The 25,632-nt window shown below is 43.7% G+C and carries 22 protein-coding genes and 1 pseudogene; 14 read left to right on the plus strand and 9 right to left on the minus strand.

Annotation, left to right across the window (positions count from 1 at the left end):
* Window positions 1–143: 143 nt before the first annotated feature.
* The 4 genes from AB4589_RS07490 (at window position 144) to def (ending at window position 2,608) form a co-directional block, all read left to right on the plus strand.
* Window positions 144–497, plus strand: a complete 354-nt coding sequence (locus AB4589_RS07490; protein ID WP_372099963.1) for an XRE family transcriptional regulator — start codon at window positions 144–146, stop codon at window positions 495–497.
* 96 nt (window positions 498–593) lie between these two features.
* Window positions 594–1,265, plus strand: coding sequence for a DUF3313 domain-containing protein (locus AB4589_RS07495; RefSeq protein ID WP_372099965.1), 672 nt, complete (start codon window positions 594–596; stop codon window positions 1,263–1,265).
* Between the two features lie 12 nt (window positions 1,266–1,277).
* Window positions 1,278–1,496, plus strand: coding sequence for a DUF3820 family protein (locus AB4589_RS07500; RefSeq protein ID WP_009845653.1), 219 nt, complete (start codon window positions 1,278–1,280; stop codon window positions 1,494–1,496).
* 596 nt (window positions 1,497–2,092) lie between these two features.
* Entirely contained in the window at window positions 2,093–2,608 is a 516-nt protein-coding gene (gene def, locus AB4589_RS07505; protein WP_269334699.1) for a peptide deformylase, read from the plus strand.
* Window positions 2,609–2,705: 97 nt separating this feature from the next.
* Here the strand turns inward: def and AB4589_RS07510 are convergent.
* Window positions 2,706–2,870, minus strand: a pseudogene (locus tag AB4589_RS07510) (IS110 family transposase); the annotation flags it as partial.
* 89 nt (window positions 2,871–2,959) lie between these two features.
* Between AB4589_RS07510 and AB4589_RS07515 the strand changes: the two are divergent.
* From AB4589_RS07515 to aroG, 3 genes are all read left to right on the plus strand, one after another.
* On the plus strand, window positions 2,960–3,622 hold the full coding sequence (locus AB4589_RS07515) for a hypothetical protein (RefSeq protein WP_372099967.1): 663 nt from the start codon (window positions 2,960–2,962) through the stop codon (window positions 3,620–3,622).
* A 133-nt stretch (window positions 3,623–3,755) separates the two neighbouring features.
* The gene (locus AB4589_RS07520) at window positions 3,756–4,616 is read left to right on the plus strand and encodes a hypothetical protein (RefSeq protein WP_372099969.1); all 861 of its coding nucleotides are present in this window, start codon (window positions 3,756–3,758) and stop codon (window positions 4,614–4,616) included.
* Between the two features lie 497 nt (window positions 4,617–5,113).
* A complete protein-coding gene (aroG, locus tag AB4589_RS07525) occupies window positions 5,114–6,166 on the plus strand; it encodes a 3-deoxy-7-phosphoheptulonate synthase AroG (RefSeq protein ID WP_012600346.1) in 1,053 nt (350 codons plus the stop codon).
* 112 nt (window positions 6,167–6,278) lie between these two features.
* Here aroG and AB4589_RS07530 read toward each other — a convergent pair whose 3' ends face one another.
* The 3 genes from AB4589_RS07530 to AB4589_RS07540 all read right to left on the minus strand — a co-directional run bounded on the left by AB4589_RS07530 (window position 6,279) and on the right by AB4589_RS07540 (window position 10,506).
* Window positions 6,279–7,700 carry a phosphomannomutase CpsG gene (locus tag AB4589_RS07530; RefSeq protein WP_372099971.1) on the minus strand — a complete coding sequence of 474 codons (1,422 nt, stop codon included), beginning with the start codon at window positions 7,698–7,700 and terminating at the stop codon, window positions 6,279–6,281.
* Between the two features lie 16 nt (window positions 7,701–7,716).
* The gene (locus AB4589_RS07535; RefSeq protein WP_372100030.1) at window positions 7,717–9,252 is read right to left on the minus strand and encodes a mannose-1-phosphate guanylyltransferase/mannose-6-phosphate isomerase; all 1,536 of its coding nucleotides are present in this window, start codon (window positions 9,250–9,252) and stop codon (window positions 7,717–7,719) included.
* A 141-nt stretch (window positions 9,253–9,393) separates the two neighbouring features.
* Entirely contained in the window at window positions 9,394–10,506 is a 1,113-nt protein-coding gene (locus AB4589_RS07540) for a mechanosensitive ion channel family protein (RefSeq protein WP_372099973.1), read from the minus strand.
* 184 nt (window positions 10,507–10,690) lie between these two features.
* On the opposite strand from AB4589_RS07540, the gene AB4589_RS07545 reads away from it, so the two are divergent.
* Both AB4589_RS07545 and AB4589_RS07550 read left to right on the plus strand, forming a co-directional pair.
* Complete coding sequence (locus tag AB4589_RS07545; RefSeq protein WP_017098401.1) at window positions 10,691–11,347, plus strand: TrkA family potassium uptake protein; 657 nt, start codon at window positions 10,691–10,693, stop codon at window positions 11,345–11,347.
* Between the two features lie 41 nt (window positions 11,348–11,388).
* Window positions 11,389–12,756 (plus strand): TrkH family potassium uptake protein, encoded by a 1,368-nt coding sequence (locus AB4589_RS07550; RefSeq protein ID WP_372099974.1) that lies wholly within the window; start codon window positions 11,389–11,391, stop codon window positions 12,754–12,756.
* A 122-nt stretch (window positions 12,757–12,878) separates the two neighbouring features.
* On the opposite strand, the gene msrB is transcribed toward AB4589_RS07550, so the two are convergent.
* On the minus strand, window positions 12,879–14,021 hold the full coding sequence (gene msrB, locus AB4589_RS07555) for a peptide-methionine (R)-S-oxide reductase MsrB (protein WP_372099976.1): 1,143 nt from the start codon (window positions 14,019–14,021) through the stop codon (window positions 12,879–12,881).
* Window positions 14,022–14,217: 196 nt separating this feature from the next.
* On the opposite strand from msrB, the gene AB4589_RS07560 reads away from it, so the two are divergent.
* Window positions 14,218–14,616: an OsmC family protein gene (locus AB4589_RS07560; protein ID WP_017104208.1), complete on the plus strand. Its 399-nt coding sequence runs from the start codon at window positions 14,218–14,220 to the stop codon at window positions 14,614–14,616.
* Between the two features lie 143 nt (window positions 14,617–14,759).
* Here the strand turns inward: AB4589_RS07560 and AB4589_RS07565 are convergent, their stop codons facing one another.
* The 4 genes from AB4589_RS07565 to phnW form a co-directional block, all read right to left on the minus strand.
* Window positions 14,760–15,821: an OmpA family protein gene (locus tag AB4589_RS07565; RefSeq protein ID WP_017104207.1), complete on the minus strand. Its 1,062-nt coding sequence runs from the start codon at window positions 15,819–15,821 to the stop codon at window positions 14,760–14,762.
* 351 nt (window positions 15,822–16,172) lie between these two features.
* Window positions 16,173–16,991: a phosphonoacetaldehyde hydrolase gene (gene phnX / locus AB4589_RS07570; protein WP_012600354.1), complete on the minus strand. Its 819-nt coding sequence runs from the start codon at window positions 16,989–16,991 to the stop codon at window positions 16,173–16,175.
* Window positions 16,992–17,075: 84 nt separating this feature from the next.
* Window positions 17,076–18,515 carry an aspartate aminotransferase family protein gene (locus tag AB4589_RS07575; RefSeq protein WP_372099979.1) on the minus strand — a complete coding sequence of 480 codons (1,440 nt, stop codon included), beginning with the start codon at window positions 18,513–18,515 and terminating at the stop codon, window positions 17,076–17,078.
* Window positions 18,515–19,618: a 2-aminoethylphosphonate--pyruvate transaminase gene (gene phnW, locus AB4589_RS07580; protein WP_372099981.1), complete on the minus strand. Its 1,104-nt coding sequence runs from the start codon at window positions 19,616–19,618 to the stop codon at window positions 18,515–18,517. The genes AB4589_RS07575 and phnW overlap by 1 nt, the downstream gene beginning before the upstream one ends.
* 350 nt (window positions 19,619–19,968) lie before the next feature.
* On the opposite strand from phnW, the gene AB4589_RS07585 reads away from it, so the two are divergent.
* The 4 genes from AB4589_RS07585 (at window position 19,969) to AB4589_RS07600 (ending at window position 25,578) form a co-directional block, all read left to right on the plus strand.
* Window positions 19,969–20,979 carry a putative 2-aminoethylphosphonate ABC transporter substrate-binding protein gene (locus AB4589_RS07585; RefSeq protein WP_017104203.1) on the plus strand — a complete coding sequence of 337 codons (1,011 nt, stop codon included), beginning with the start codon at window positions 19,969–19,971 and terminating at the stop codon, window positions 20,977–20,979.
* 120 nt (window positions 20,980–21,099) lie between these two features.
* On the plus strand, window positions 21,100–22,521 hold the full coding sequence (locus tag AB4589_RS07590; protein ID WP_372099983.1) for an FAD-dependent oxidoreductase: 1,422 nt from the start codon (window positions 21,100–21,102) through the stop codon (window positions 22,519–22,521).
* A gap of 216 nt (window positions 22,522–22,737) precedes the next feature.
* Window positions 22,738–23,847: a putative 2-aminoethylphosphonate ABC transporter ATP-binding protein gene (locus AB4589_RS07595; protein ID WP_372099985.1), complete on the plus strand. Its 1,110-nt coding sequence runs from the start codon at window positions 22,738–22,740 to the stop codon at window positions 23,845–23,847.
* Between the two features lie 21 nt (window positions 23,848–23,868).
* Window positions 23,869–25,578, plus strand: a complete 1,710-nt coding sequence (locus AB4589_RS07600; RefSeq protein ID WP_372100032.1) for a putative 2-aminoethylphosphonate ABC transporter permease subunit — start codon at window positions 23,869–23,871, stop codon at window positions 25,576–25,578.
* Window positions 25,579–25,632: the final 54 nt, after the last annotated feature.

A 25,632-nucleotide genomic window follows, 5' to 3' on the forward strand; every position in this document is an offset into this window, starting at 1 on the left:
GATAGCTCTGATAGCTCTGTACAGATCAAACAAGGTTATTCCATATCAAAACCAAACCTTTGGTTTCCACTAACCAAACCCTGACATGCCATGTATGAAAAGCCGGACAATTGATTGGCATGAATTATATAAAGGAACCGGTAATGGAATTCACTGAGCAAGATAGAGATGCTTTGTACCAAACGTTGATGTCACAAAAATCTCGAATGCGAATTACGCAGATGGAGTTTTCAAAAAAGCTAGGAATGAACCAGTTGGATTTTTCGCGAGTGCTAAGAGGGGAGAAAGCATTAACCATGTCTTTCGTTAGTCACTTCTGTCGTTTGCTTCATTTGGATCCAAGGAATGTGCTCCCTTCACTTAAAGAAGACAATGAATCCGGGCCCAAAGTGGTTTATCTGAAAAGTAGAATGAGTGTTGATGGTGAGATCCAAAATGCTTATATCGAAGGCAATCAGGTGATCGTAGAGTATGCACATACCGTTCAGAACCATTGATTTTAGATCGAGCTCTGAGTTTTACCTCTTTTTCTACAACTTTTTCACTTAGGGTGTGGCATACTTATTTAATCCCTTGATTTACTTAAGTGCGTTATGAAACCTTTAAAAGTCCTTTTGCTTGTTGCAACCAGCATGTTTTTGTTTGGTTGTGCAGGCGGCCCAATTAAAACCGCTACTAAATTCACCAGTTATGAAGATTTTCGACCTGGCCCTGATGGAGGCGTTGATTTAGTTTGGGCAAGGATAGGGCTGCGTGACGAACAACGTTTGAAATCCAAGTTAGACGCTTATGACTCTGTGGTGATCGACCAAGTCTTTGTGTTGGCAGAAGAAGGCACATTAGATCAGGAAGACATTCAGGAGCTCACAGATCATATGGTGAGCTGTTTGGAAGCGAAAATATCGCCTCATAAAACGATTGTCGATGAACCAACAGGGAACACGCTACGTTTGAGTATTGCCTTAAGTAATGTTGAAACGCCCAATCCGATCTTAGCCGTGACAAGCAGTGTGCTGCCGTTTGGCCTTGCGATGTCGACTATATCTAAGGTGACGACAGGCGAGCACACCAACGTTGGGAGCGCCAGTGTTGAGCTATTGGTCAGTGATGCGCAAGACGGCACTCCATTGTTTGCAGCTATCGACCGCGAAGCGGGTAACAAAGACTTTTCTACTATGATTGATTCGTTAGATGATGCCAAAGATGCGATCAACTATTGGGTTGAACGTTTAGGTGATACTCTACAGAGCATCGACGACGTCTAGAAAGAGCTTGTAATGCTAGAGAAAGAGAACCTAATTAAGCTAGCCAGAATGCAAATGCCATTTGGCAAATACGCTGGCCGCACCTTGATTGACCTACCTGAAGAATACTTGCTGTGGTTCGATAAAAAGGGCTTCCCACAAGGTGAGCTGGGCGACTTAATGCAGTTATGCTTAGCTCTCAAGATTGAGGGCTTAGATTCTGTGGTGCAACCGCTTAAATATGACTATTAGTCCTAAGTAGCCCCAGTCCGTCCCCCCAAAGTTCTAAACTAAAACCCATACACATAAGTGACGAGTGGTGGTTTTTTGAGGAACATTTAAAAGGCAAGAACTGAATCTTGCCTTTCTAGTTTACCCCACTAGAGTCGCTGTAACTTTAATATCGCCCCTTATCACCTTTCCTCAAAGCTCTCGTCTTCATTATTAATTATTAGTCATCCACTATGTTCATTAATGACGAGTTCAAAATCTACTAGCTTTACCTTGCCCTCAGTGACCTGTACACACAGACAGTTTATTGCTTATTGAATCAATCATGGCCTAAAGAAGAGTGGCTTTTAACTCTGAGTGAGCACGAACTTAACGAGGGTGTTGGTGTTAAGTCGTTGAATGGTATGTGGATTTGTGGGTAACTAAGAATGATAACGAGCGTTACATCGGCGGCAATATGTGTTTGCACGTTGTCACACTGAATGTGTAGACCCGATTTTATATTAAATGCATAGCATCCAGTTGGTTATAAGCAACCTTTTTGATACATTGGCTGGGTGAATTCGTGTTTGCACGATATTAAAATGTTATGAGCTTCCAAGAATTAGAAGGAAAATATGGCAGTTTTAGAAATTCTGACAGCACCAGACCCAAGGCTTAAGGTCAAAGCGGAAAAGGTGCAAGATCTTTCGACGGTACAAACATTAATAGACGATATGTTGGAAACGTTATATGCGACTGACAATGGTATCGGTTTGGCATCGACACAAGTTGGTCGCAAAGAGGCGGTTGTTATTATCGACCTTTCAGAAAGTCGAGATGAACCGTTAATTTTGGTTAACCCTGAAGTGGTTAGTGGATCGGATAAAGCATTGGGTCAAGAAGGTTGTTTATCAGTTCCTGACTATTATGCAGACGTAGAGCGTTTTACTTCGGTTGTTGTGTCTGCTTTAGATCGCGAAGGTAAGCCAATTACTATCGAAAGTGATGAGTTTCTAGCTATCGTAATGCAGCACGAAATAGACCATTTGTCGGGAAACTTGTTTATTGACTATCTTTCACCACTTAAGCGTCAAATGGCTATGAAAAAGGTCAAAAAGTACGTTAAAGCGCACTCTCAACCCCGCTCATAACTAATAAGGATTAAGGTGTTGCGCAGCCAACACTAAATCCCAAGTGTTGAACAAGCCCGAAGCCACCTTATCAATCAGTTAGCTGTTTTTCGCTATACGCTTCAACGCCTATACGCATGAGTGGCATATTTGCTATTGTAGTCAGTAGTTTAGAGCGGATTACTGACTTATGAAGTAAGACCTTACCATTTTGGTCTACGGCATGAAGGCTAAAGTGGTTTTTAGCTAGGTCGATACCGCAGAAATAAGAATATTCAGACATGGTGCCTCCGGTGCAATTAAGTACCACATAAGTGTGGCAGATCCTCGGGAGGGGGAATCCATGTCATTCGTTATAAGCAGGAGAGTAAATTGAGAGAAATTTGGTATGAGCAATTAGAGAGGGTATATTCAAATATTCTTGCTTTCATAATTCTGGGTTTATTTTCTGGTTTTATAGTTGGTGGTCAAAGTACGTTAGAGAGCTGTGAGTGGTTAAACAGTTATCTAAAGTTTGCAAATATAGAAATAGATTATGGTGATTTTGGTAGTAGCCTTCTTTCAGAGCATCTAGCTCCAAATTCACTTACACTGATCCTTATTTTTACATTTATCTTATCAGCTCTGCATAGAATTTTTTTTGGAGCAATTGAAACTAAGCCAGGATATAAAAAAGGAGTTACTTATAGTTTAGTTAACTTTGGGTCATTACTCGCTATTGCGTGGCTTGGACTTATGGTGGGAATATCCTTTCCAGCTTTAATTTTTGATGGTTTTTCTACAGCAATGCGATTTTGGATAATATCAATATACCCAATAATGTTTTTAATTGAAGTTGTATTTTGCTTGAAGCTTTTATATTGGGGTGGGTTGTGCGAGATACCTGTTTATATCGAAGAAAGGAAAAAATGGAAAAGGCGAACACGTATTGAAGGCGTTTTTGTCTTAGCTGTGGCAATGTTTTTTGTTACTTTCTATGAGCAATATCAAAACTTTATGAATTATATAGTTGAATTTCTGAAATCTGCATTATAACAAAGCCATCAATACGACCACCAACGCTCGGCATTCTAGGTTTGAATTGGCTGTGGTGTTTTCGCTGGTCTATCAACATTATCGTAATGCGTTATGGCGTATTATGGTAGGCGTTATACGATAGGAGATAAATGTGGAATTTGGACTGTTGAAATCAAATCGTCGCTACGTAGCAGATGATATTGAAATTCGACCACTATGGGACATAGATAGAGTGATTTCTGAATTTCAATATGAGGCAAATATTAGTGATGGGTGGATATACCCTCCTTTAGTTGAAGCTCGTAAATTGAAACGAGAAGCCCACCCCAAAAAGTTCGATGTGTTTGCAGAGTACTATACCTTGCCAGCAACCCATTCTATTATCTTTCACCCCTACGATTATGAAAAAGCGAAGTTTCTTATTCTTGGTATAGGCTTCTTTTTTGGTGTTTACCTTTCGCCTGCTGAGTATTACAACATAGGCAAAGTGGCATACGCAGAAGGGAAATTAACAGGGGTTATACCTATTGGAAAAGATATTGAGTTAGCTCTGAATTATTTGGCTAAGTTTTATGATGATAGCTCAGACGAAAAGCGGGCTGGGATGTTTGCAGTAATTCATTGGTTCCTCATCGGACAATCACATTATTATCCATGGGATCGCTTTGAAGCTCAGTATAAAGTTCTGGATGGGCTGTTTAAGTTATCAGGTATTGCTCGTTGTCCTCATACTCAGCGACCTGCTGCGCTTGCTCAAAAGTATAGCCTCTTACTACCTAATTGGGCTGAGCTTGAAAACGGTAGTAGCGTTTTATCGAAATTAAGAAATGAATTGGCTCATGAGGCATTATATGCGGGGAAACCAATTGGCTATGCGCACCCAGAACAAAATTATGATGTTGATTTTTCAAGTTTCAACACTAAGTTGATAGCTGCAACATTAGGGATTGAATCAAGTTACTTGCAAGCTTCGTCACAGGATAGACAGTACAGCGCTTGGAATATCGTATAACAAATAAGGGCTAAGGTGTTATGCAGCCAACACTAAATCCCAAGTGTTGAACAAGCCTGAAGCCACTTTATTAAGTAAATTGTACGATTGGATTTTAAGGGCACATCGCTTTGAGGATTTTCTAAAAGCGAGCGAGGCCAAGATAAGGTTGCGATAGCAACCTTATCAACCAGTTAGCCATTTTTCATTTCTTTCGTCGTCACATCTGCTCCTGTTTCGCCTGTGTAATTTTCCACATACCACCCCTAAGTAGAAATCACCGAGTTTGAAGATCGTGTTCTTACCTGATAACTGCGCAATCGATAGCGTGTAAATAATGTTATACGGGGTGTTTTAAATATAAAACACAAAATAAATTGCGTTTTTTTTTAATTAGTGATTGAAACTGTGGTTTTTACTAGTTAAGTTACAGGGAACAAGAAGATAAATGCTGATGGAAAGTGACGTGAGATAACGTGCATTCAGCCTCAAGGATAGAAAATAGGAAGAAGTAAGCAATGTTCCAGACTGATGATGTAAGAATTAACAAAGTAAAAGAGTTATTACCACCTGTTGCTGTTTTAGAAAAGTTTCCTGCGACAGAAATTGCTTCTTCTACAACCTTTGAAAGCCGCAAAGCGATCCACAATATTTTAGAAGATAGCGATGATCGCTTACTTGTTATTGTTGGCCCATGTTCTATTCATGATACAGAAGCTGCGCTTGAGTACGGTAAACGTTTGAAAGTGCTACGCGACGAACTAGGCGATAACCTTGAAATCGTCATGCGTGTTTACTTTGAAAAACCACGTACCACTGTTGGCTGGAAAGGCCTAATCAATGACCCGTACATGAACGACACGTTCAAACTAAATGACGGTCTTCGCCTAGGGCGTAAGCTACTACTTGACCTAACTGATATGGGAATGCCTACGGCGAGTGAGTTCTTAGATATGATTACGCCGCAATATGTTGCAGATCTAATCAGCTGGGGCGCAATTGGCGCACGTACGACAGAATCTCAAGTTCACCGTGAACTGGCTTCAGGCCTATCTTGCCCAGTTGGCTTCAAGAATGGTACGGATGGCAACATCAAGATCGCAACAGATGCAATTCGCTCTGCAAGCGCTTCTCACCACTTCTTGTCGGTAACTAAATACGGCCACTCAGCTATCGTTGAAACCGCAGGTAACCCTGACTGTCATATCATCCTACGTGGTGGTAAAGAGCCAAACTATAGCGCAGAGCACGTTGGCAAGATTAAAGAAGAGCTAGAAGCTTCAGGTCTTCCACAGAAGGTGATGATTGATTTCAGCCACGCGAACAGCTCAAAGCAGTTCAAACGCCAAATGAACGTTTCTGATGACGTAAGCGCACAGATCTCTGGCGGTGACAAAGCTATCTTTGGTGTGATGATTGAATCTCACCTAGTTGAAGGTCGCCAAGATCTTGTTGATGGCAAAGCTGCAACCTACGGCCAATCTGTTACTGATGCATGTATTGGTTGGGAAGATACTGAAACAGTACTTCGCCAACTTGCAGGTGCTGTTGAAGCGCGTCGTAACAAGTAATCTAATTATTACGGCCAGTCGCTAAGCGGCTAAAAATTCAAAGCCCTTATTAGCAATCGCTAATAAGGGCTTTTTTGTGGATCTTAGTTTAAACGAAAAGCGCTTTGGACTCTTAAATGAGAAAAGACAGTAACTCGTCGACTTTAAGTGACAGTAAAGTTCTATCTTGCTTGGTTTCCACGTTAAGGCGTATCAACGGCTCTGTATTGGACTTTCTTAAGTTGAAGCGCCATGTGCCCATATTCATGCTGAGCCCGTCTGTGTGATCGATCTCAACGGCATCAACTTGATAGTGCGACAACACATAAGCCATGACTTGTTCTGGGTCTGAAACTCTGCGATTGATCTCTCCCGAAGAAGGGAATCTATCCATACTTGTGCTGGTCAGTTGGTTAAGAGACTGTTTGGTTTTCGACATCAGTTCAATAACCAGTAGCCAAGGAATCATTCCTGAATCGCAATATCCAAAATCACGAAAATAATGGTGTGCGCTCATCTCACCACCGTAGACAGCATTCGTTTCACGCATCTTCTCTTTGATCAGTGCGTGTCCCGCTTTAATCCCAATGGCTTTTCCACCACGTTTGTGAGCGATTTCAATCGTGTTCCATGTCATGCGCATATCGTGCAATACAGTGGCGTTAGGCTCTTTTAATAAAAATGCTTCAGCAAGTAACCCGACAATGTAATAACCCTCAATGTAATTGCCTTTCTCGTCAAAGAAAAAGCAGCGATCGAAGTCTCCATCCCAAGCAATACCAAGATCGGCAGAGTGTTGTAAAACGGCGTCTCTGGTGGCTGTTTGGTTTTCTTTAATCAATGGGTTCGGAATGCCATTAGGGAATGTTCCGTCAGGAGTATGGTGAACCTTGATGAAGGTGATCGGAATATCGAGCGTGACAAAGCGAGCTTCTAAATCATCAATAATACGCCCTGCGACACCGTTTCCTGCGTTCACCACAATTTTCATAGGTGAAAGCTCAGAAGGAGATATATAAGAGAGTAGGTGGTCTACATAAGGGGCGAGAATACTGGTCGATCTACTAGAGTTACTTGGTTGTGCATGAACGAACGGTAAATTGCAGTTCAGTTCTTGATTGAGTATTTTAATGCGTCGTTTGATTTCATCTAACCCACTGTTTTTACTTATCGGGCTAGCGTCTACACCTACTAATTTCATTCCGTTGTAATTGATTGGGTTGTGGCTTGCCGTAATTTGGATTCCGCCAATCGCTTTTAGGTGACGAGTCGCAAAGTAGACTTCTTCAGTGCCAGTCATTCCAAGGTCAACGACGGTTATCCCTGACTCGATTAAGCCTTTGGTCATGGCTTCTTGTAATGAAAGGGACGTTTCTCGGTTATCACGGCCAATCACGACTTTCTCCGATGCATCTGAATCTTTGGCATTTCGTGACAAAAGATATCCACCAAATGCTTTTCCAAGCAGATAGGCAAACGGTTCATTGATTTGGCGACCAATGATGCCGCGAATGTCGTTGTTCTTAAAGCAGCTAAGATCTAATGTTGGTTTCATTGAATTGTCGCCGCTTCTATTTCGATGTGTTGTTCTGAGGCGGAGAAGCTTGTTCGCTTCGAACATCTCGCCCATAGCTGTCTTGATATCGAATGATATCGTCTTCACTTAAGTGACTGCCAGTTTGAACTTCAATCATTTCAAGAGGTGTCTCGCCAGGGTTCTCTAGGCTGTGAATATGGCCCAACGGAATGTAAGTAGATTGATCTTCTTCGACGAGGTAGGTTTTCTCGTTGTTGATCACTTTCGCAGTGCCAGCCACGACTACCCAATGTTCTGCTCTATGGTGATGCATCTGTAGTGAAAGCTTATGTCCCGCTTTTACGGTGATACGCTTTACCTTGTCACGCTTACCTAGATCGACCACATCGTATTTACCCCAAGGCCTAAAGACTTCTCGGTGGTGAATGTGTTCTGTTCGACCCGCTTGATTCAGTTGGCTTACAATCGATTTCACGCCCTGAACCTTGTATTTATTCGCAACTAATATCGCGTCTTTGGTTTCGACAATGATCAGATTGTCGACACCTACAGTCGCAACCAGCTTATTTTCCGCGTGGATGTAGTTGTGTTGAGAATCGACGGTTAATACATCACCTTCAATGACGTTATTGTGCTCATCTTTTTCGCTTACATCCCAGATAGCGGACCATGAGCCAATATCGTTCCAGCCGACATCCATCGGGATCACAGCTGCGTGTGAGGTCTTTTCCATTACTGCATAATCGATTGAATCGCTCGGACTGCTTTTGAATGCTTCAGCGTCTATACGGATAAAGTCGAGGTCGGTATTTTGCTTTGTAAGAGCGAGTTTACAAGCCGCCAATATCTCGGGGTGGTGTTCGGCGAGTTCTTCAATATAACGAGATGCCTTAAACATGAACATGCCACTGTTCCATAAGTACTGTTCTGAGCGGATGTACGCTTCTGCAGTTTCTCTATCGGGCTTTTCTACGAAGCACTCTATGGTGTAGGCATGATGGACTGATTGCACTGTAGTGTTGGTTTCTATTTGCAGGCTAGCGGGAAGTGGTTGGCCTTGTTTGATATAGCCATAACCAGTCTCTGGAGCATTCGGGGTTATACCGAATGTCACCAGTTTCCCTTGTTTTGCGTAATCAACACCACGGCTAATTGTTTGTTGAAATTCAGAGGTTTTAGCGATGTGATGATCGGCAGCTAACACTAATAATATAGGGTCATATTCGTTCGATTTTTTATCCATTGATTTGCTTAGAGCCTGTAGGGCAGCAAGCGCAATAGCTGGGGCTGTATTTCTGCCTACAGGCTCTAATAGGATTCCACTGTGTTGGATTTTAGCAGCGCGAACTTGTTCTGCAGCAATAAAGCGGTGTTCTTCATTACAGATGATGAGTGGGGCATCGCAGGTACTATCTGTTAAGTGCTTCTCAAGCCCTTGCAGGCGTTGAAGTGTTTGTTGAAGCATCGACTGTTCGCCAGCAATATTGAGAAATTGCTTAGGGTAAAGTTCGCGAGACAGAGGCCAGAGGCGACTTCCGGAGCCGCCAGCTAGGATCACAGGTAAAATCATAGAGTGGTAATTAGGTGTATGTGAATACTGGCGCCATGTTACCACGCTTCACTCTGTTTATTTATCGATAACCAGTTTACTTATCGATAACCCATCGACTTAACGACAAGCTATAAACGATAAGCAATATAGATGTGCTTCTTAATGACCTTCTGAGTTGGAAATGACCATACCTTGAGCTTCGCCAAAATCTTGAGGATTGATCTTGAGCGTTTGTGTTGGGAAGGCGATATCAGCATTGTGCTTATGAATAATCGCTAACACCTGCAATAAAACATCTTGTTTCACTTCGTGGTATCTCACCCAATTAACCGTCTTGGTGAAGGTGTAGATAAAGAAGTTGAGCGTTGATGGCCCGAATTTATCAAAGTTAACGATCAGCGTCTGTTTGGCATCGATGTCAGGGTGCGTTTCAAGCATGGCTTTTACGTCATTCACAATCAGAGCAAGCTTGTTTGCGTCTTGATAGCGGAGCCCAAAAGTTTCATTGATTCTGCGGTTCAACATTCTTGATGGGTTCTCCACCACAATGTTACTGAACACAGAATTCGGTACGTACAAAGGGCGCTTATCAAAGGTTCTAATGATGGTCATGCGCCAGCCAATGCGTTCGACTGTGCCTTCGATTTGGCGGTCTGGTGAGCGTATCCAATCGCCAACTTTAAATGGGCGGTCGAAGTAAATCATCATCCCACCGAAGAAGTTCGACAGTAAGTCTTTAGCCGCTAAACCGACGATCAAGCCACCCACACCACCAAAGGTGAGTAAGCCGGAAAGGCTGAGCCCAAACGCCTGCATGATGGTCAGTCCGCCCATCACCATAAAGAACAAGCGAGCGACTTTCGCGATAGCTTGTACTGTGGTTTCGTCTCTGGTTTTTTGTTCTAAGACGTACGCTTCAGTGTTGGTGATCATTCGCAAGGTAAACCAAACGAAGGTACAGATAATTAATATGTGCTTAAGTGTTTTTAACCAATTAATTTCATTACCAAACTGGTCTTGAAGGATTAACCCCACAGAGACAGTTGCAGGCCAACACCAGAGTAATGTACTGACAGGTGTTTTTAGTGCCTCTAGCAGTAGGTCATCCCAGTGGAATGGGGTTTTCTGAACCAGAATTTCTAAGCGATTATGGATAATTCGCCAAGCGACCCAAGCGAGAAAGCTCGCAATAGTGATGAATAGGACGCTGTTTGCCCAATCACTATGGCTCTGGTTAATGTAGGTTTGTACTTGGGTTATGAATTCATTCATTGTGTGTACTGCCGCAGAAATAGTGGGTTAGAAATTAGCAGAAATCACTTTTGTTCTCTACCTTTATAAATCAAGCGATTAGCTGACAATTGTATCTCTATATGGATATATAGTCGTTTTTTTGTATGAAGACAATTTCATTATTTGTTTTCGATGCTACGTAGCTTTGTAAGTGGAGTAATAAATGAGTGACAAACAATATGCAGTTATTGGCTTGGGACGTTTTGGTCTCTCTGTTTGTAAAGAGCTACAAAGTTCAGGCTCACAGGTACTCGCCGTTGATATTGATGAAGAGCGAGTGAAAGATGCGGCGGCTTTTGTTTCTCAAGCGATTGTTGCGAACTGTACAAGCGAAGAGACAGTTAAAGAGTTAAGGCTCGATGAATACGACATGGTGATGGTGTCGATTGGATCTGACGTTAATTCCAGTATTCTCACAACGTTGGTCGTTAAAGAATCAGGCGCAAAAGCAGTCTGGGTGAAGGCGAATGATAAGTTCCACGGCAAGATTCTCTCTAAGATTGGTGCTGACCACATCATTATGCCCGAGCGAGACATGGGTATTCGTGTCGCGCGTAAAATGTTGGATAGACGCGTTCTTGAGTTTATCGACCTTGGCAGTGGCTTAGCGATGACGGAAATCGTTATTGGTTCTAATTTGTTGGGTAAGAAACTTGGTGACCTTAAGCTGTGTAAAGAAAATGGTGTTGAGGTACTTGGCTTTAAGCGAGGCCCGAACTTAACGAAAGCACCAGAACTGGATGTGAGTTTAGAAATTGGGGATGTGGTGATCATCGCTGGGCCGAAAGAGACTTTATCTAGAAAGCTACGCAATTGGTAATTGGTAATTGGCAATCGGCAATCGGTAAGTAAGGTAACAGTATGAATTCGGTAAAACGAAAAGGTACTTTCTACACCCTTAAAAGTGATAAGAAGCCACGCAAAGGCTCTGAACCTAAGATTATCCTTACGAGCTTCTTAGGTGTTCTTATCCCCTCAGCAATCTTGCTGACGCTGCCTGTGTTCTCGGTGACAGGGCTAAGCTTTACGGATGCACTGTTTACTGCCACGTCAGCGATCAGTGTGACAGGTTTAGGTGTTGTCGATACTGGTCAGCACTTCACCTTGGCAGGAAAAATCTTACTGATGTTCTTGATGCAAGTGGGTGGGTTAGGGCAGATGACCCTGTCTGCGGTACTGCTCTATATGTTTGGTGTCCGATTAAGCCTTAAACAACAAGCATTGGCAAAAGAAGCACTTGGACAAGATCCTAAGATTAACCTTCGTAAGTTAGTGAAGAAGATCATCATCTTTGCATTGGTGGCGGAGTTTGTTGGGTTTGTGTTGCTCTGTTTCCGTTGGGTGCCTGAAATGGGATGGGCAACGGGAAGCTTTTATGCACTCTTTCACGCTATATCTGCATTCAATAACGCAGGTTTCGCGCTGTTCTCAGACAGTATGATGAGTTTTGTTGATGATCCTTTGGTGATATTTACATTAGCAGGTTTGTTTATTTTTGGTGGACTTGGTTTTACAGTCGTCGGCGACTTATCGAGTAACTGGCGTAAAGGTTTCCAACACTTGCATTTACATACCAAGATTATGTTAACAGCGACACCAGCTTTGTTGTTGGTGGGTACGGTGATGTTTTGGTTATTGGAGAGAAATAACTCAGCGACGATGGAAGGCCTCTCTATACAAGGTCAGTGGTTAGCTGCTTTTTTCCAGTCTGCGAGTGCTCGTACCGCTGGTTTCAATAGTGTCGATTTGTCTCAATATACGCAACCGGCATTATTGGTGATGATAGTACTGATGTTGATTGGTGCTGGTTCGACTTCCACTGGTGGTGGTATTAAGGTCTCGACTTTCGCGGTTGCGTTTGTTGCAACTTGGACATTCTTGCGTCAGAAAAAGCATGTCGTGATGTTTAAGCGCACCGTGACTTGGCAAGCGGTAACAAAGTCATTGGCCATAATTGTGGTCAGTGGAGCGCTATTAACCACCGCGATGTTTTTGTTAATGCTCACTGAGCAAGCCGCGTTTGACCGCGTGATGTTTGAAGTGATTTCTGCCTTTGCGACGGTCGGACTGACTGCTGGGTTAACCGCAAACCTAACTGAACCCGGGAAATACATTATGATTGTGGTTATGGTAATCGGACGTATTGGCCCTTTGACTTTGGCGTACATGTTAGCTCGTCCAGAACCTTCTTTGTTGAAGTACCCAGAAGATACGGTGTTGACGGGCTAATAATGTTAACGGGTTAATAATGCTAACAGGCTAGGATTTATAGTTCTTGTTAGCGTGTTAGAAAACAAAGCCAGCGATATGCTGGCTTTGTTGTTATAGGTGTAGCTCTAATTTCTTAGCACTTAGCCTTCGAACATTTCAATATATTCTTCGTAGCCTTCTTCAGCCAATTTATCTGCTGGGATAAAGCGCATAGCGGCTGAGTTCATGCAGTAGCGTAAACCTGTTGGCTTTGGACCATCTTTAAATACATGCCCTAGGTGAGAGTCACCAAATTTACTACGAACCTCTGTTCTTGGGTAAAGTAGCTTGTAGTCAGTAGTTGTTACCACATAAGCTTCGCTGATTGGTTGTGTAAAGCTCGGCCAACCTGTACCTGACTTGTATTTGTCTTTTGAAGAGAACAAAGGCTCACCCGTTACGATATCAACGTAAATACCTTCTTGCTTGTTATCCCAGTATTTGTTGTCAAATGGGCGCTCTGTTGCGTCGTCTTGTGTGACATCGTATTGCAGTGAAGTTAGAGATGCTTTGATCTCTGCATCAGACGGCTTGGTGTATATTTTAGCATTAGCTGTCGCATTTTTGCCATCGATGATTTGGCGGATCGTTTTCGGATTTTCTTTTCTATCATCACCGAAGATTTTATCTAGGTACTGATCACGACCAGAAGCGTAGCGGTAGTAGTTATAACGAACCTTACTCTTCTTGTAATAATCTTGATGGTATTCTTCTGCTGGCCAGAATTTTTCAAACTTAATCAGCTCTGTTTTTAGTGGCTCACCAAAGATCTGAGCTTTGTCTATTTCCATCATGAAATTCTGAGCAACGTCTTTTTGCTCTTGGTTATGATAGAAAATAGCAGGTCGATATTGAGGACCTCTATCTACGAATGAGCCTTTATCATCGGTTGGATCGATGTGTCTGAAGAATTGGTCAAGTACCTGCTCATAGCTAACTGCATCTGGATTGTAAGTCACGTTGATCACTTCGATGTGTCCAGACTTACCCGAGGAAACTTGTTTGTAGGTTGGATTTTCTAATTCACCACCGGAATAACCAGAGATAACGTCAGTGACGCCGGTCAGTTTTTCTAGGTCGGATTCTGTACACCAAAAACAACCACCAGCCAGTGTCGCGATTTCACTTTTACCTGAATCCATCGCTTTATCCATTGTATTGGCAGTGCCAGTCTGGCTTACAAATAGCGAAGTCAGTGGTAGTGCAACCACGAGTGATACCAATATTTTAGATAATTTATTCATAGATACCTCATCTTGACGTTTTCTCATTCGATTTTGAATGTACGAATAGAGACAGGGTTTAGATGGAAAAAATTACACTATTCATGAAAAAAATATCTCAAACAGAAAATCTTGCTCATAAATGCTGCCAGTAGTAGGGTGTCCATTATTGATATAATAGATAATGATGGCGGTTTCCGTACATCTAAGGAACAACATGCAAGCAGAAGTTAAATGGGTCGAAGGCTTTAAATTCCTAGGTCAATCTCAATCAGGTCACTCTGTCGTTATGGATGGCAGTGGCGGTGCTACCGCGCCAAGCCCTATGGAAATGGTGCTAATGGCTGCTGGCGGTTGTAGCTCTGTTGATGTGGTTGATGGCTTGAAATCTGCAGGCCAAAGCATCACAGGCTGTAATGCAAAACTTGAAACGACACGTCGTGAAACGGCACCAAAAATCTTTACTGTGATTAACATTCATTTTGAAGTGTCGGGTGATGATCTTGATCCCGAGCTTGTAGCTAAGGTCTGTGCGGATTCATTAGAAAAGTACTGTTCAGTATGCTTAATGCTGGGTGCTGGTGTAGAGATGACCCACAGCTGGGAAATAGTCTAGTCTCTGATTGTACAGCTTGGCGGTAGACTGATTTTTACGGCTTCTACTTATAGCTGACGGCATATGGGGAGAGCCTGATAAAGGAAAGGGCGGAGCACTTGAAAGTGCTCCGCCCTTATTATTTTAATTAAGGTAGAGTGCTATTATTCAGCAGTTTCTACGATAACTTCTTCCATTTGCGCTTTTTCTTGGTATTCGAAGCTTGGGATCGTTGCGTCAACACGACGGTTTTGCGCACGACCTTCAGCTGTAGCGTTTGATGCTACAGGGTTTTCTTCCCCTTCACCTGAAGCTGCAATGCGGTCAGCTGCAATGCCTTGCTCTTCAATGTATGCGGCTACAGCAGCAGCACGCTTCTTAGAGATCATCATGTTGTACTCTGCTGCACCTGTTGAATCAGTGTGACCAACAACATTAACTGATGATTGAGGGTGAGCTTGCAGTACTTCAACTAATGGCATTAATGCAGTTTTGCCTTCTGAAGATAATTCAGTGCTGTTTGTCTCAAACATACCTTGAGAGAAGCTTTCAGTTTTAGCTTTAGTAACCACAACTTCTTCTTCAACAACAACGACTTCTGGTTCGGCAATTGGCTCTGCAGGAGCCTGTGTTACAACGGCTGCAGAAGCGGCTGCTGCTGAAGCCGTTGTGTTACCTGTACCAAAGTTGTAGCTAAGGCCAACGGTAACAAAGTTAGAGTTTAAGTCTTGAACATAGTTGTCATCGAAATCATCGAAGTATTGGTACTCAACACGAACAGCCCAATCTGAGGAAAGTTGCTTCTCTAGACCGATACCGGCTGAAAGAACAACGTCTGTTTCACCGCCGTGCGAGATGTAAGCAGGACCAGCTTTGAAGAATACATCGAACTCTTGTTGTACTGGTAGGCGGTACATTGGCGTTAGTGAGATAGCGATTAGAGGGTCGCTAAAGTTACTTGTAACCCCATTTTTGGAAAAGCTTGTATTGTAGTCACCTAAGAAATCAGAACTTAACTCGATACCTAGTCTGTCAGTGAAGTTATAGCCAGAGTATATCCCTGCACCAATTGCATCATCATCACACTTTTCACCGCTTACGCATGCGCTATCTAGCCAACCCATGCCTACTTTTGCACCAACATAAGTGGTTGCAGCAATAGAAGGAGCTGCCGCTAAGCCGGAAGCTGCGACGACAGCACACATGATTTTAGAAAGTTTTTTCATAATCTTATCCTTGGGTTGATTTTTATTGTTATCTGAACTGACCTGTAAAGCGATAACTTACTGGCTAAGACACTGCGACCGTAAGTAAATCAAGGCGTTGATTCAGGTAGAACTTTTAAGGAACTACTAATGTATTGTTAGTCTGATTGCGTATGATAGTCAATCGGATTGTTGGTATTCATAGTTTTCAAGGCGCTATTTATAGCTTTTTTGTTGATCAATTGTTGTCTTAAATGTTGGAAACGATGAAACCTCGTATCATTTTAAGGCGATATGAGGTTTCATCTTTTTGTGTGAACGGATTATTTGGCTACATAGCCTGAGTTGTAAGGTGGAGCGGAGGCTTAGCTGTTACGGACGCTCACCGGCTAACAAACGCTTTTCGATATCTGCAATCACTCTAGGTAAGTCGGCGATGGTATCGATCAGGTAGTGCGGGTTTGATTTGTTTAGCTTAATGCTTGCTTTTTCTCGCGCAGCTGCAAGTGTCGCTTCGTCGGCATCCACATATTCTTGGTAGGTTAAGCCTGCTTCGTTGCCTGATAGTACAAGGCCTACTGTCCACATGCCTGCGTTGTGACCTTCATCGATACCCGGTGCAGCGTCATCCACTTTCACACACGCAGCGACGTTCGTCACACCTAGGTCGATGACGTTTTTAAGTGCCATGAATGGAGCAGGGCGACCGCCTTGCGGTAAGTCGTCAGTTGCAACTACGTTGTCAGGAAGATAACCGTAATCTGCTGCAGCTGGAATTAGTACGTCCATCACCTCTCGTGGGTAACCAGAACAAGAGCCGATTTTTACGTTCTTTTCTTTTAAGTTATTCACGACTTCAATCGCGTTTAAAATTGGTGCTGCGTGGTCTGCTACTTTTGCTTTCTGAAGAGGCATGAATGCCGCGTAGATCGCATCAACGTCTTCACTGGTCATCGAGCGTCCGAATTGAGCATTCCAACGAGCGTTAACAGCTGGGATTCGACCAACTGCTTGGATGTGGTCCCATTTGCCGATCCCCATGGGTTCTCGCGCTTCTGCTAAGTCGATATCAAAGTCGAAACCTTGTCTGAATGCTTCAACGAAAATACTGGTTGGAGCAAATGATCCAAAATCAACGATAGTGCCAGCCCAGTCAAAGATAACCGCTTGGATAGGTGATGTTGTGTTCATAATAGTGTCCTATTTCTGTTCTCTCCCGGCTCAGGTTGTTCTGGGAGATGAATGATTGTTTTAAGTTATTGGCTAAATGATGGTTTAAAGGTATTCAAAGTCTTTGCAGACTTTTGCTATCGCTTTTTCTAATACAGACAGAGCGACTTCTAGTTCGCTGCGGCTGATGATCAATGGTGGGCTCAACTGAATCACGTTACCTTGTGACACCTTACAGCTCAGGCCATCGTTCAGACATTGGTAAAGTACTGCTTCCGCTTCATCGAACGCTCGGGCTTTGGTGATATGGTCAGTGACCAATTCCACGCCCCAAAGCAGGCCGATGCCGCGAACGTCACCAATGACTGGGTACTTCTCTTTCATTTGAAGCAGCTGTTCACGCACGAACAGGCTGTCTGTTTGCACTTTTTCGAGCAGATTCTCTCGTTCAATTACTTCTATGGTCGCGAGTGCTGCCGCGCAACCTATTGGGCTTTTTTCGTGGGTGTAGTGACCAAGAGATACTTGCGCTGCCGTGTTGTATTTGTCTTTAGTGATCATGGCTGCGATTGGTACTAAGCCGCCGCCAAAACCTTTACCGATACATAGGATGTCAGGTTCGATATCAAACGCTTGGTGAGTGAACCATTCGCCACTGCGACCCATACCGTTTGGAATGTCGTCGATGATCAACATGACGTTGTGTTTGTCACAGATCTCACGGATGCGCTTCCAATAAGCCTTACTTGGCACTTGAACGTCTGTGTTACGAACCGCTTCTGCAATGAAGGCGCCAATACCGCCTTCTTTTTCAATCACATATTCTAGGTAATCGGCATAGTGCACATCACATGCAGTCTCGTTTGAATCGCTAGCGTTATTCCCACTTAATGGAAAACTATCGCGAAGCGGGAAAGCACCGCGATAAGAGACGGCTGGTGGAATGCGTTCTACGCCAGCCATTAATGGCCCCATGCCTTCGCGGAAACAAGCTTCGCCACCCACTGAAATTGCATCGAGTGACGCACCATGGAATGAGTCCCACAATGACACTACTTTGAAATTGTTGGTGACATGTCGAGTAAGTTTTAGCGCTATGCCGATAACGGATGTGCCCCCGGGAGCAAACAACACGCGATTCAAATCACCACCGCAGATCTGTGTGAGTTTTTCAGCACACTGAACGGCCGTCTCATTGGTGAAGCGACGGGGTGAAAACGGCAATGACGCCATTTTCTGAGTCACTTTATTGATGATGTGTGGGTGGCCATAACCAAGCTGATGAACATTGTTACCGTGAAAGTCCATGTACTTTTTGCCCGTCGCATCTTGAATGTAGATGCCTTCGGCTGCTTCAAGTGTGTCTAGGCAAGGCGTTGACATGGCTTGATGAAGAAACACGTCAGCATCACGCTTTAACATCGCTTGAGTCGCATCATCGTTTAGCGATTCGTTCCATTTTTCGCGTGCTGGCGTGGTGTTCACATCGCCTTCACTTCGAAAGTGTGTCGCCTTTAGAACAGGTTCTTGATTGGTCGTGGTCATTATTTGATATCCCAGTACATAGCGTTTTTCACTGCGCCAATGAGGGCTTCAATGTCAGAAGGGTAAACCTCACCGATGTTACCGATTCGGAAGCAGTCTGCGTTTGAAACCTTGCCTGGGTAAATCACAAAACCTTGTTCTTTCAAACGGTCATAGAATTCTTTGAATTGGTAATCGCTATGAGTTGGAGAGTAGAAAGAGGTGATGATAGGTGAATGAAGGTCATCATTAAGCAGTGGTTCAAAGCCAAGAGAACGCATACCTGCAACCAATGTGGTTTGGTTGGTTTGGTAGCGATTATGACGAGCTTCGATGCCACCTTCATGTTCCAATTCAAGTAGAGCTTGGTAGAAAGCGCGCACCGTATGAGTCGGAGAGGTGAAGCGCCATTTCCCATGGTTGCTTTCCATACAGTGCCATTGGTCAAACAAATCAAGGCTTAATGAGCGAGCTTGGCCTTTACACTTCTCGAGATCTGATTGCTTGGCAATAACAAAGCCGAACCCCGGTACACCTTGAATACACTTGTTTGCCGAGCTGATCATGTAATCGATACCTAAGTCAGCAATATCCATAGGAATACCGCCAAAACTCGACATAGCATCAAGAATGACGGTTTTGTTGTGCTGTTTTGCCAATTTGGCAATCTCTTCAATTGGATTCAGCATGCCCGTAGTGGTCTCACAGTGCACAATCGCAACGTGAGTAATGTCTGAATCCATAGCCAATGCCGTCTCCATTTCGTTCAAGTCAGGCTGTGATGTTTCACCTGGGGAAACGACATGGCATGGAATGTTTAAATATTCTGCGATTTGAGCAATGCGAGCACCATACGCACCGTTATCAACCACAAGAAGCTTACCGCTGTTAGAGATAACGCTACCGATTGTTGCTTCAACTGAAGCCGTACCGCTGCCTTGCATTAATACACTTGTATATCCCGCCTGCTTAGTCGCCAAAGTCACAAGCTTGCTACGAATCACTTCAACAACGTCTTTGTTGTATTCATCATCCCAAGTACACCAATCTTTTAGCATCGCTTGGCGAACGGTTTCAGAAGTAGATAGAGGACCCGGTGTCAGTAGTAGGTATTCGTTTCTCATGTTCAATTCTCGTAATTTGTATTTTGGACTATACCAATGCTTAAGGTTACTTTAACAACCAATTTAAACGGTCGTAAATAGCCCAAACGTTATTTTCACAAAAGCTTCATATTCAAATTCGTCACTGGTGTTGAGAAATTTTCCGATCTTGAAATTGCCATTTTTTGTTCATTTAATCGTCATAAAAGCCAGTTAGCTTAATACTTGAAATCTGGTACATACCAATAAAAAGGCATGTGCTCACAACCTAAATGAATTTATGGATATAGAAGCCTCTAGATGGAGCTTCTAGCCTTAACAACTTTAACCTTGGCAATTCCTAACCTTGGCATCGGGCCTGACTGGAGAAAATGATGAAAAACCGTTTTATGAAAGGATCACTTGCAGCATTAGTTACTCTACTAGCTGGTAATGCTTATGCAGCACAGGAAGTGACGGTTTACACCGCTTTTGAAACTGACATTTTAGCGAAATACAAGAACGCATTTGAAAGTGAAAACCCAGACATCAACATCAAGTGGGTGCGTGATTCAACAGGGATCATGACGGCAAAATTATTGGCCGAGAAAAACAATCCTCGCGCAGAGGTAGTTTGGGGACTTGCTGGTTCTTCAATGGCACTGCTTAAAGAAGAGGGCATTCTTAAGCCTTACACTCCTCAAGGTGTAGAAGCGCTGCGTGCAAATCTTAACGACCCGCAATCTACTCAAGCTTGGTATGGCAACGACGCATTCTTCAATGCGGTTTGTTTCAACGAAGTAGTTGCTAAGCAATTGAACCTACCTGCACCTAAATCTTGGGATGACCTAACGAAGCCTATCTACAAAGGCCACATTGCAATGCCAAACCCTGCGTCTTCTGGTACGGGCTACATGCAGGTTTCGGCTTGGTTACAAAACATGGGTGAAGACCAAGGTTGGAACTACATGCAGAAGCTAGATCAAAACATTGCTCATTACACGCACTCCGGTTCGAAGCCATGTGTTCAAGCGGGTATGGGTGAAGTGGCTATCGGTATTTCTATGGCGAGCCGCGGCGCGAAGCTGAAGACTCAAGGCGCGCCACTTTCTGTGATTACACCGGAAGGTATCGGTTGGGAATCTGAAGCGGTAGGTCTTGTTAAGCCTTCAGATGCAGCACAACGTGTTATCGATTGGTCTATCTCTAAAGCAGCGAATGAACTTTACATCGAAATGTACCCAGTTGTTGGTCACCAAGATGTAACAGGTAAAGCAGAGAACTTCCCGAACGTAGAGAAGAACATGGCAAAAATGGACTTCGCTCGTATGGGCAGTGAACGTGCAGATGTTCTGAAAACATGGTCTGAGAAGTTTGACGCTAAATCAGAGCCAAAATCTTAATCTGACGACCTATTCAGTTACTTAACTATTTAGTTCATTAGAAGTTAGAAATCAGTAAAGGAAGGCTTCGGTCTTCCTTTTTTAGTTTTACGCCTTTAGGTTTTAAGTAAGGTACAACAAATGAAAAAGCACTACTCATATTGGTTCAAGCAAGCATTGGAACAGGAATTTGGAAGCATCAATGCTGGGCTAGAATCCGCCAAACCGCTTCAAAAAGACGTTAACTGTGATATCTCCATTGTCGGCGGTGGTTACACCGGTTTATGGACGGCGATTTTAATCAAACAACAACAGCCTCAAAAGCACGTTGTAGTGATTGAAAAAGGCTTGTGTGGCAGCGGTGCTTCTGGCGCGAACGGCGGGTGTATGCTGACTTGGTCAACCAAATATCCAACGCTGAAAAAACTCTATGGAAAAGAGCAAGCCAAATGGCTGGTTAAGGAATCTGAAAAAGTCATTTACGAGATCGAAGCGTTCTGCAACGAGCATAAAATCGATGCGCATCTTTATAGAAGTGGCACTTACTACACGGCAACCAATGAATCTCAAAAGGGCGGAATGAAGCCTGTCCTTAATGAGTTGGTCAAGCAGGGTATCAACAGCTGGAAGAAGTGCGATCAGTCATTGCCTGATAAAGCTGGGTCGGATCGTCATATTGAAGGTTATTACTCGGAAGCTGCTGGTAGCGTTCAGCCAGCGTTATTGGCGAGAGGCTTACGCCGCGTTGCGATCGAATTGGGTGTCGAAATTTACGAAAATACAGAGATGACCTCTCTTGATTACGGCTCGCCAGCTCGCGTCCAAACTAAGGGTGGGACGATAACTTCCGATAAAGTGATCTTAGCGCTCAATGCATGGATGCTCGATCACTTTAAAGAGTTCAAACGCAGCATTGTGGTTGTCTCGTCTGACATGGTAGTGACTAAGCCTATTCCAGATAAACTCAAGCAGTTTGGTCCCGAAAAAGGAGCGGCGGTAGTGGACTCACGTATCTTTGTTCATTACTACCGTGACACTGAGGATGGACGACTCATGTTGGGCAAAGGCGGCAATAAATTCTCGTTTGCGAATCAGGTTGAAAGCATGTTCAACCAAACGACTAACTACCTACCGATTCTCAATCAATCTTTCCAGAAATTGTTCCCTAAACTGGAGCAGAATGAATTCGATTACAACTGGTCGGGCGGTTCTGACCGATCCGTCACAGGATTGCCATTTTTCGGTAATCTAAAAGGCCAAAACAACATCTATTATGGGCTCGGTTACTCAGGTAATGGTGTGGCTCAAACTCGCATGGGAGGCAAAATTTTGTCTTCAATGGTGTTAGGAGATGATAACGAATGGACACGTAGTGGTTTAACTAGCGGTCCACGAGGCTATTTCCCGCCAGAGCCATTCCGTTGGGTTGGGGCAATGATGGTTAGAGATGCTGTTCGAAGAAAAGAGAACGCGGAAGATTCTGGTAACACGCCATTGTGGCTGGATAAGCAATTGGCAAAGCTCGCGGGTGCGGCAGGTAAAGCCGACAAGGTTGAATCATAAATAAGATTTAAATTAGAGGTACACACTAAGGCTCTCAGTGACTAATGGGCTAGTCATTGAGGGCTTTCTGAACTAACTTTTAATGCCGATTAAATAGCAATCTTTAACGCTTATTATTTCTGCAATATAACTGTCATTTAGCTTCTATAAATTTGTCACTCAACTGCAATATTCAAAGTTTAAATTTGGTATATACCATTTAAAGAGTGCTGTAGTATGAGCAACCAAACTTATTTGAATATTGAAAACGTTGTAAAACAATTTGGCCAATTTACAGCGTTAAAAGACATATCCCTATCGATCGAAAAAGGTGAGTTCGTCTGTTTCCTTGGCCCGTCTGGCTGCGGTAAAACGACACTACTACGTGCGATTGCAGGACTGGATTTACCGACCTCAGGATCTATTGAGCAGAACGGTAATGATACGACCTTCTTGCCACCAGAAAAGCGCGACTTTGGCATCGTATTCCAATCTTATGCTCTATTTCCAAACTTGACTGTGGAAGAGAACATCGCAATTGGATTGAAGAACCAAGGGATGTCGACCAAAGAAGCTCTGGAAGCGGTAGAATCTTGGTTAGAAACCATTGGTTTACCAACTTCTGGCCAAAAATACCCAAATCAGCTGTCTGGTGGACAACAGCAACGCGTGGCTCTCGCTCGTGCATTGGCCTTGTCTCCAGGCTTGTTGCTACTCGATGAACCGCTGTCTGCGTTGGATGCGAAGGTAAGAACACATCTGCGTGACGAGATCTGCCAACTGCAACGCAAGTTGGGTATCACCACTATCATGGTGACGCACGACCAAGATGAAGCCTTAACGATGGCAGACCGAATTGTGGTGATGAACCATGGTGTCATTGAGCAAGTAGGTGCCCCACAAGAGATCTACCAAAAACCCGTCAGTCGTTTTGTGGCTGAGTTTGTTGGCAGCATGAACTTCATTCAAGCTTCTGTCGCAGCGCAAGGCAAGATACGTATTGCTGAGTCGATGTTACCGTTGCCGGGTTTAGATAACCTCACGCCAAAACTTGGTGATGTTTTCGATATTGCCGTTCGTCCAGAGCAAATCCAGTTTGTGGATCGTTTTAGTGAGTCATTACCCGTGAGAATCGTATCAAGCGAATTCTTAGGGGCGTTTTATCGTGTTGAGTGTCAATTGCAACATGATTCCACGGCGAAAGAGATCATCGTTGATGTATCAGTCAAAGAGTTCAATCGATTGAAGCTGCGTCGCAGTGATATTCGTTATGTGGCGTTTGACCAAGAAGGCCTGAGAGCTTACCCATCGAAAAGCCTGCAAGTGATGAAAGACGAGGCGGCGTAAATAATCATGGAATTGACTCAAATGATGCAATCTAAGCTGCTAATTCAACGACGAGTAACGCCTTTTCTTGCTCGGTTAAGTAAAGACAACGTAATCCTATTCGGGCTTCTGGCTTTTTTGTCAGTGGTCATGACGCTATTCATTCTGATGCCACTGTGGGCAATGTTGAAAAAGAGTGTTCAGAACGCAGACGGTGAATTTGTAGGATTACAGAATTTCGCAACGTATTTTGCTTCGCAGAGCCTCTGGCAGTCGGTAGGTAACACGTTTACGCTTGGGCTATTAGTAACGGTTGTCGTGGGTGTATTAGCGTTTGGTTATGCCTATGCGTTGACTCGTTCATGTATGCCTTTCAAGGGGCTTTTTCAGGTGTTGGGTTCAGCGCCGATTCTAGCTCCGTCGTTGCTTCCTGCGATCAGTTTGATCTTCTTATTTGGCAACCAAGGTATCGCCAAAGAAGTATTAGGGGGAAACGCGGTATACGGTTTGATTGGTATATCACTCGGCTTGATATTCTGGACTTTTCCACACGCCTTGATGATTCTGACCACCTCGTTAAGAACCTCTGATGCTCGTCTGTATGAGGCGGCACGTGCACTCAATACTTCATCGCTTAAAACCTTCTTCATGGTGACGCTACCTGCGGCAAAGTATGGTTTGATCAGCACTCTGATCGTTGTATTTACGCTGGTGGTTTGTGACTTTGGTGTGCCAAAGGTGATTGGTGGCAGTTATAACGTTCTATCGACTGACATCTTTAAACAAGTGGTAGGGCAACAGAATTTCTCTATGGGTGCAGTGACCAGTATTTTGTTGCTGTTGCCTGCGTTGCTTGCGTTTACAGTGGATCGCTGGGTTCAAAAGAAACAGAAGAGCTTGTTTGATACTCGATCCGTCGCGTACCAACCTGAACCAAACACTCTACGTGATGGCGTGTGTTTGCTCTATTGCACCATCATCTCTGCTGCTGTTGTTATCGTGCTAGGCATGGCGATATACGGTTCTATGGTCACGTTCTGGCCTTGGAACAAAGCACTCACCTTGAATAACTATAATTTCTCAGAAATGAGTACCTACGGTTGGACGCCGTTCTTCAACTCTCTAACGCTCGGTGCTTGGACTGCTATTATCGGTACAGTGTTGATTTTCTTGGGTGCATATTGCATTGAGAAAGGCAGAGCATTTGGTCCAGTTCGTCAAGCGATGCAAATGCTCAGCGTTGTGCCGATGGCGGTTCCGGGTATGGTGTTGGGTTTGGGGTACATCTTCTACTTTAATGACTTGAGCAACCCACTTAACTTTTTGTATGGCACGATGGCGTTCTTGGTGATCAACACCGTGGTTCACTACTACACGGTAGGGCACATGACGGCATTAACCGCATTAAAACAGCTGCCTGAAGAGATAGAAGCAACGGCGGCTTCAGTTAACCTACCGCAATACAAGCTGTTCTTTAAGGTAACGGTGCCGGTTTGTTTGCCTGCGATTTTAGATATTGCGACATACTTGTTTATTAATGCACTTACCACGACATCTGCGGTAGTATTCTTGTATTCTACCGATACGATACTTGCGTCAGTTTCAGTACTGAATATGGACGATGCGGGACAAACCGGTGCAGCAGCAGCCATGGCGGTGATGATTATGATATCGGCAGCGAGCGCGAAGTTGATTCATATGCTAATCAACAAGTTATTTGAGAAGCGCACCCAAGCTTGGCGCAAACGCTAGCGAACCATTTTATATTGCAGTTGGCCAAGGAATGGCTGACGACAAGAACAAGAA

Source organism: Vibrio sp. 10N.222.49.A3 (genome assembly GCF_041475145.1).
GTDB classification, from domain to species: Bacteria; Pseudomonadota; Gammaproteobacteria; order Enterobacterales; family Vibrionaceae; genus Vibrio; species Vibrio tasmaniensis_A.

Bases quoted from the DNA above. Each gene is read 5' to 3' on its own strand.
- AB4589_RS07545 (WP_017098401.1), top strand. From the start codon at position 10,691: ATGAGTGACAAACAATATGCAGTTATTGGCTTGGGACGTTTTGGTCTC.
- AB4589_RS07495 (WP_372099965.1), top strand. From the start codon at position 594: ATGAAACCTTTAAAAGTCCTTTTGCTTGTTGCAACCAGCATGTTTTTG.
- AB4589_RS07540 (WP_372099973.1), bottom strand. From the start codon at position 10,506: ATGAATGAATTCATAACCCAAGTACAAACCTACATTAACCAGAGCCAT.
- AB4589_RS07500 (WP_009845653.1), top strand. From the start codon at position 1,278: ATGCTAGAGAAAGAGAACCTAATTAAGCTAGCCAGAATGCAAATGCCA.
- AB4589_RS07600 (WP_372100032.1), top strand. From the start codon at position 23,869: ATGATGCAATCTAAGCTGCTAATTCAACGACGAGTAACGCCTTTTCTT.
- phnW (WP_372099981.1), bottom strand. From the start codon at position 19,618: ATGAGAAACGAATACCTACTACTGACACCGGGTCCTCTATCTACTTCT.
- AB4589_RS07535 (WP_372100030.1), bottom strand. From the start codon at position 9,252: ATGATTTTACCTGTGATCCTAGCTGGCGGCTCCGGAAGTCGCCTCTGG.
- phnX (WP_012600354.1), bottom strand. From the start codon at position 16,991: ATGAACACAACATCACCTATCCAAGCGGTTATCTTTGACTGGGCTGGC.
- AB4589_RS07565 (WP_017104207.1), bottom strand. From the start codon at position 15,821: ATGAAAAAACTTTCTAAAATCATGTGTGCTGTCGTCGCAGCTTCCGGC.
- AB4589_RS07530 (WP_372099971.1), bottom strand. From the start codon at position 7,700: ATGAAACCAACATTAGATCTTAGCTGCTTTAAGAACAACGACATTCGC.
- msrB (WP_372099976.1), bottom strand. From the start codon at position 14,021: ATGAATAAATTATCTAAAATATTGGTATCACTCGTGGTTGCACTACCA.
- AB4589_RS07595 (WP_372099985.1), top strand. From the start codon at position 22,738: ATGAGCAACCAAACTTATTTGAATATTGAAAACGTTGTAAAACAATTT.
- AB4589_RS07590 (WP_372099983.1), top strand. From the start codon at position 21,100: ATGAAAAAGCACTACTCATATTGGTTCAAGCAAGCATTGGAACAGGAA.
- AB4589_RS07550 (WP_372099974.1), top strand. From the start codon at position 11,389: ATGAATTCGGTAAAACGAAAAGGTACTTTCTACACCCTTAAAAGTGAT.
- AB4589_RS07585 (WP_017104203.1), top strand. From the start codon at position 19,969: ATGATGAAAAACCGTTTTATGAAAGGATCACTTGCAGCATTAGTTACT.
- def (WP_269334699.1), top strand. From the start codon at position 2,093: ATGGCAGTTTTAGAAATTCTGACAGCACCAGACCCAAGGCTTAAGGTC.
- AB4589_RS07560 (WP_017104208.1), top strand. From the start codon at position 14,218: ATGCAAGCAGAAGTTAAATGGGTCGAAGGCTTTAAATTCCTAGGTCAA.
- AB4589_RS07490 (WP_372099963.1), top strand. From the start codon at position 144: ATGGAATTCACTGAGCAAGATAGAGATGCTTTGTACCAAACGTTGATG.
- aroG (WP_012600346.1), top strand. From the start codon at position 5,114: ATGTTCCAGACTGATGATGTAAGAATTAACAAAGTAAAAGAGTTATTA.
- AB4589_RS07575 (WP_372099979.1), bottom strand. From the start codon at position 18,515: ATGACCACGACCAATCAAGAACCTGTTCTAAAGGCGACACACTTTCGA.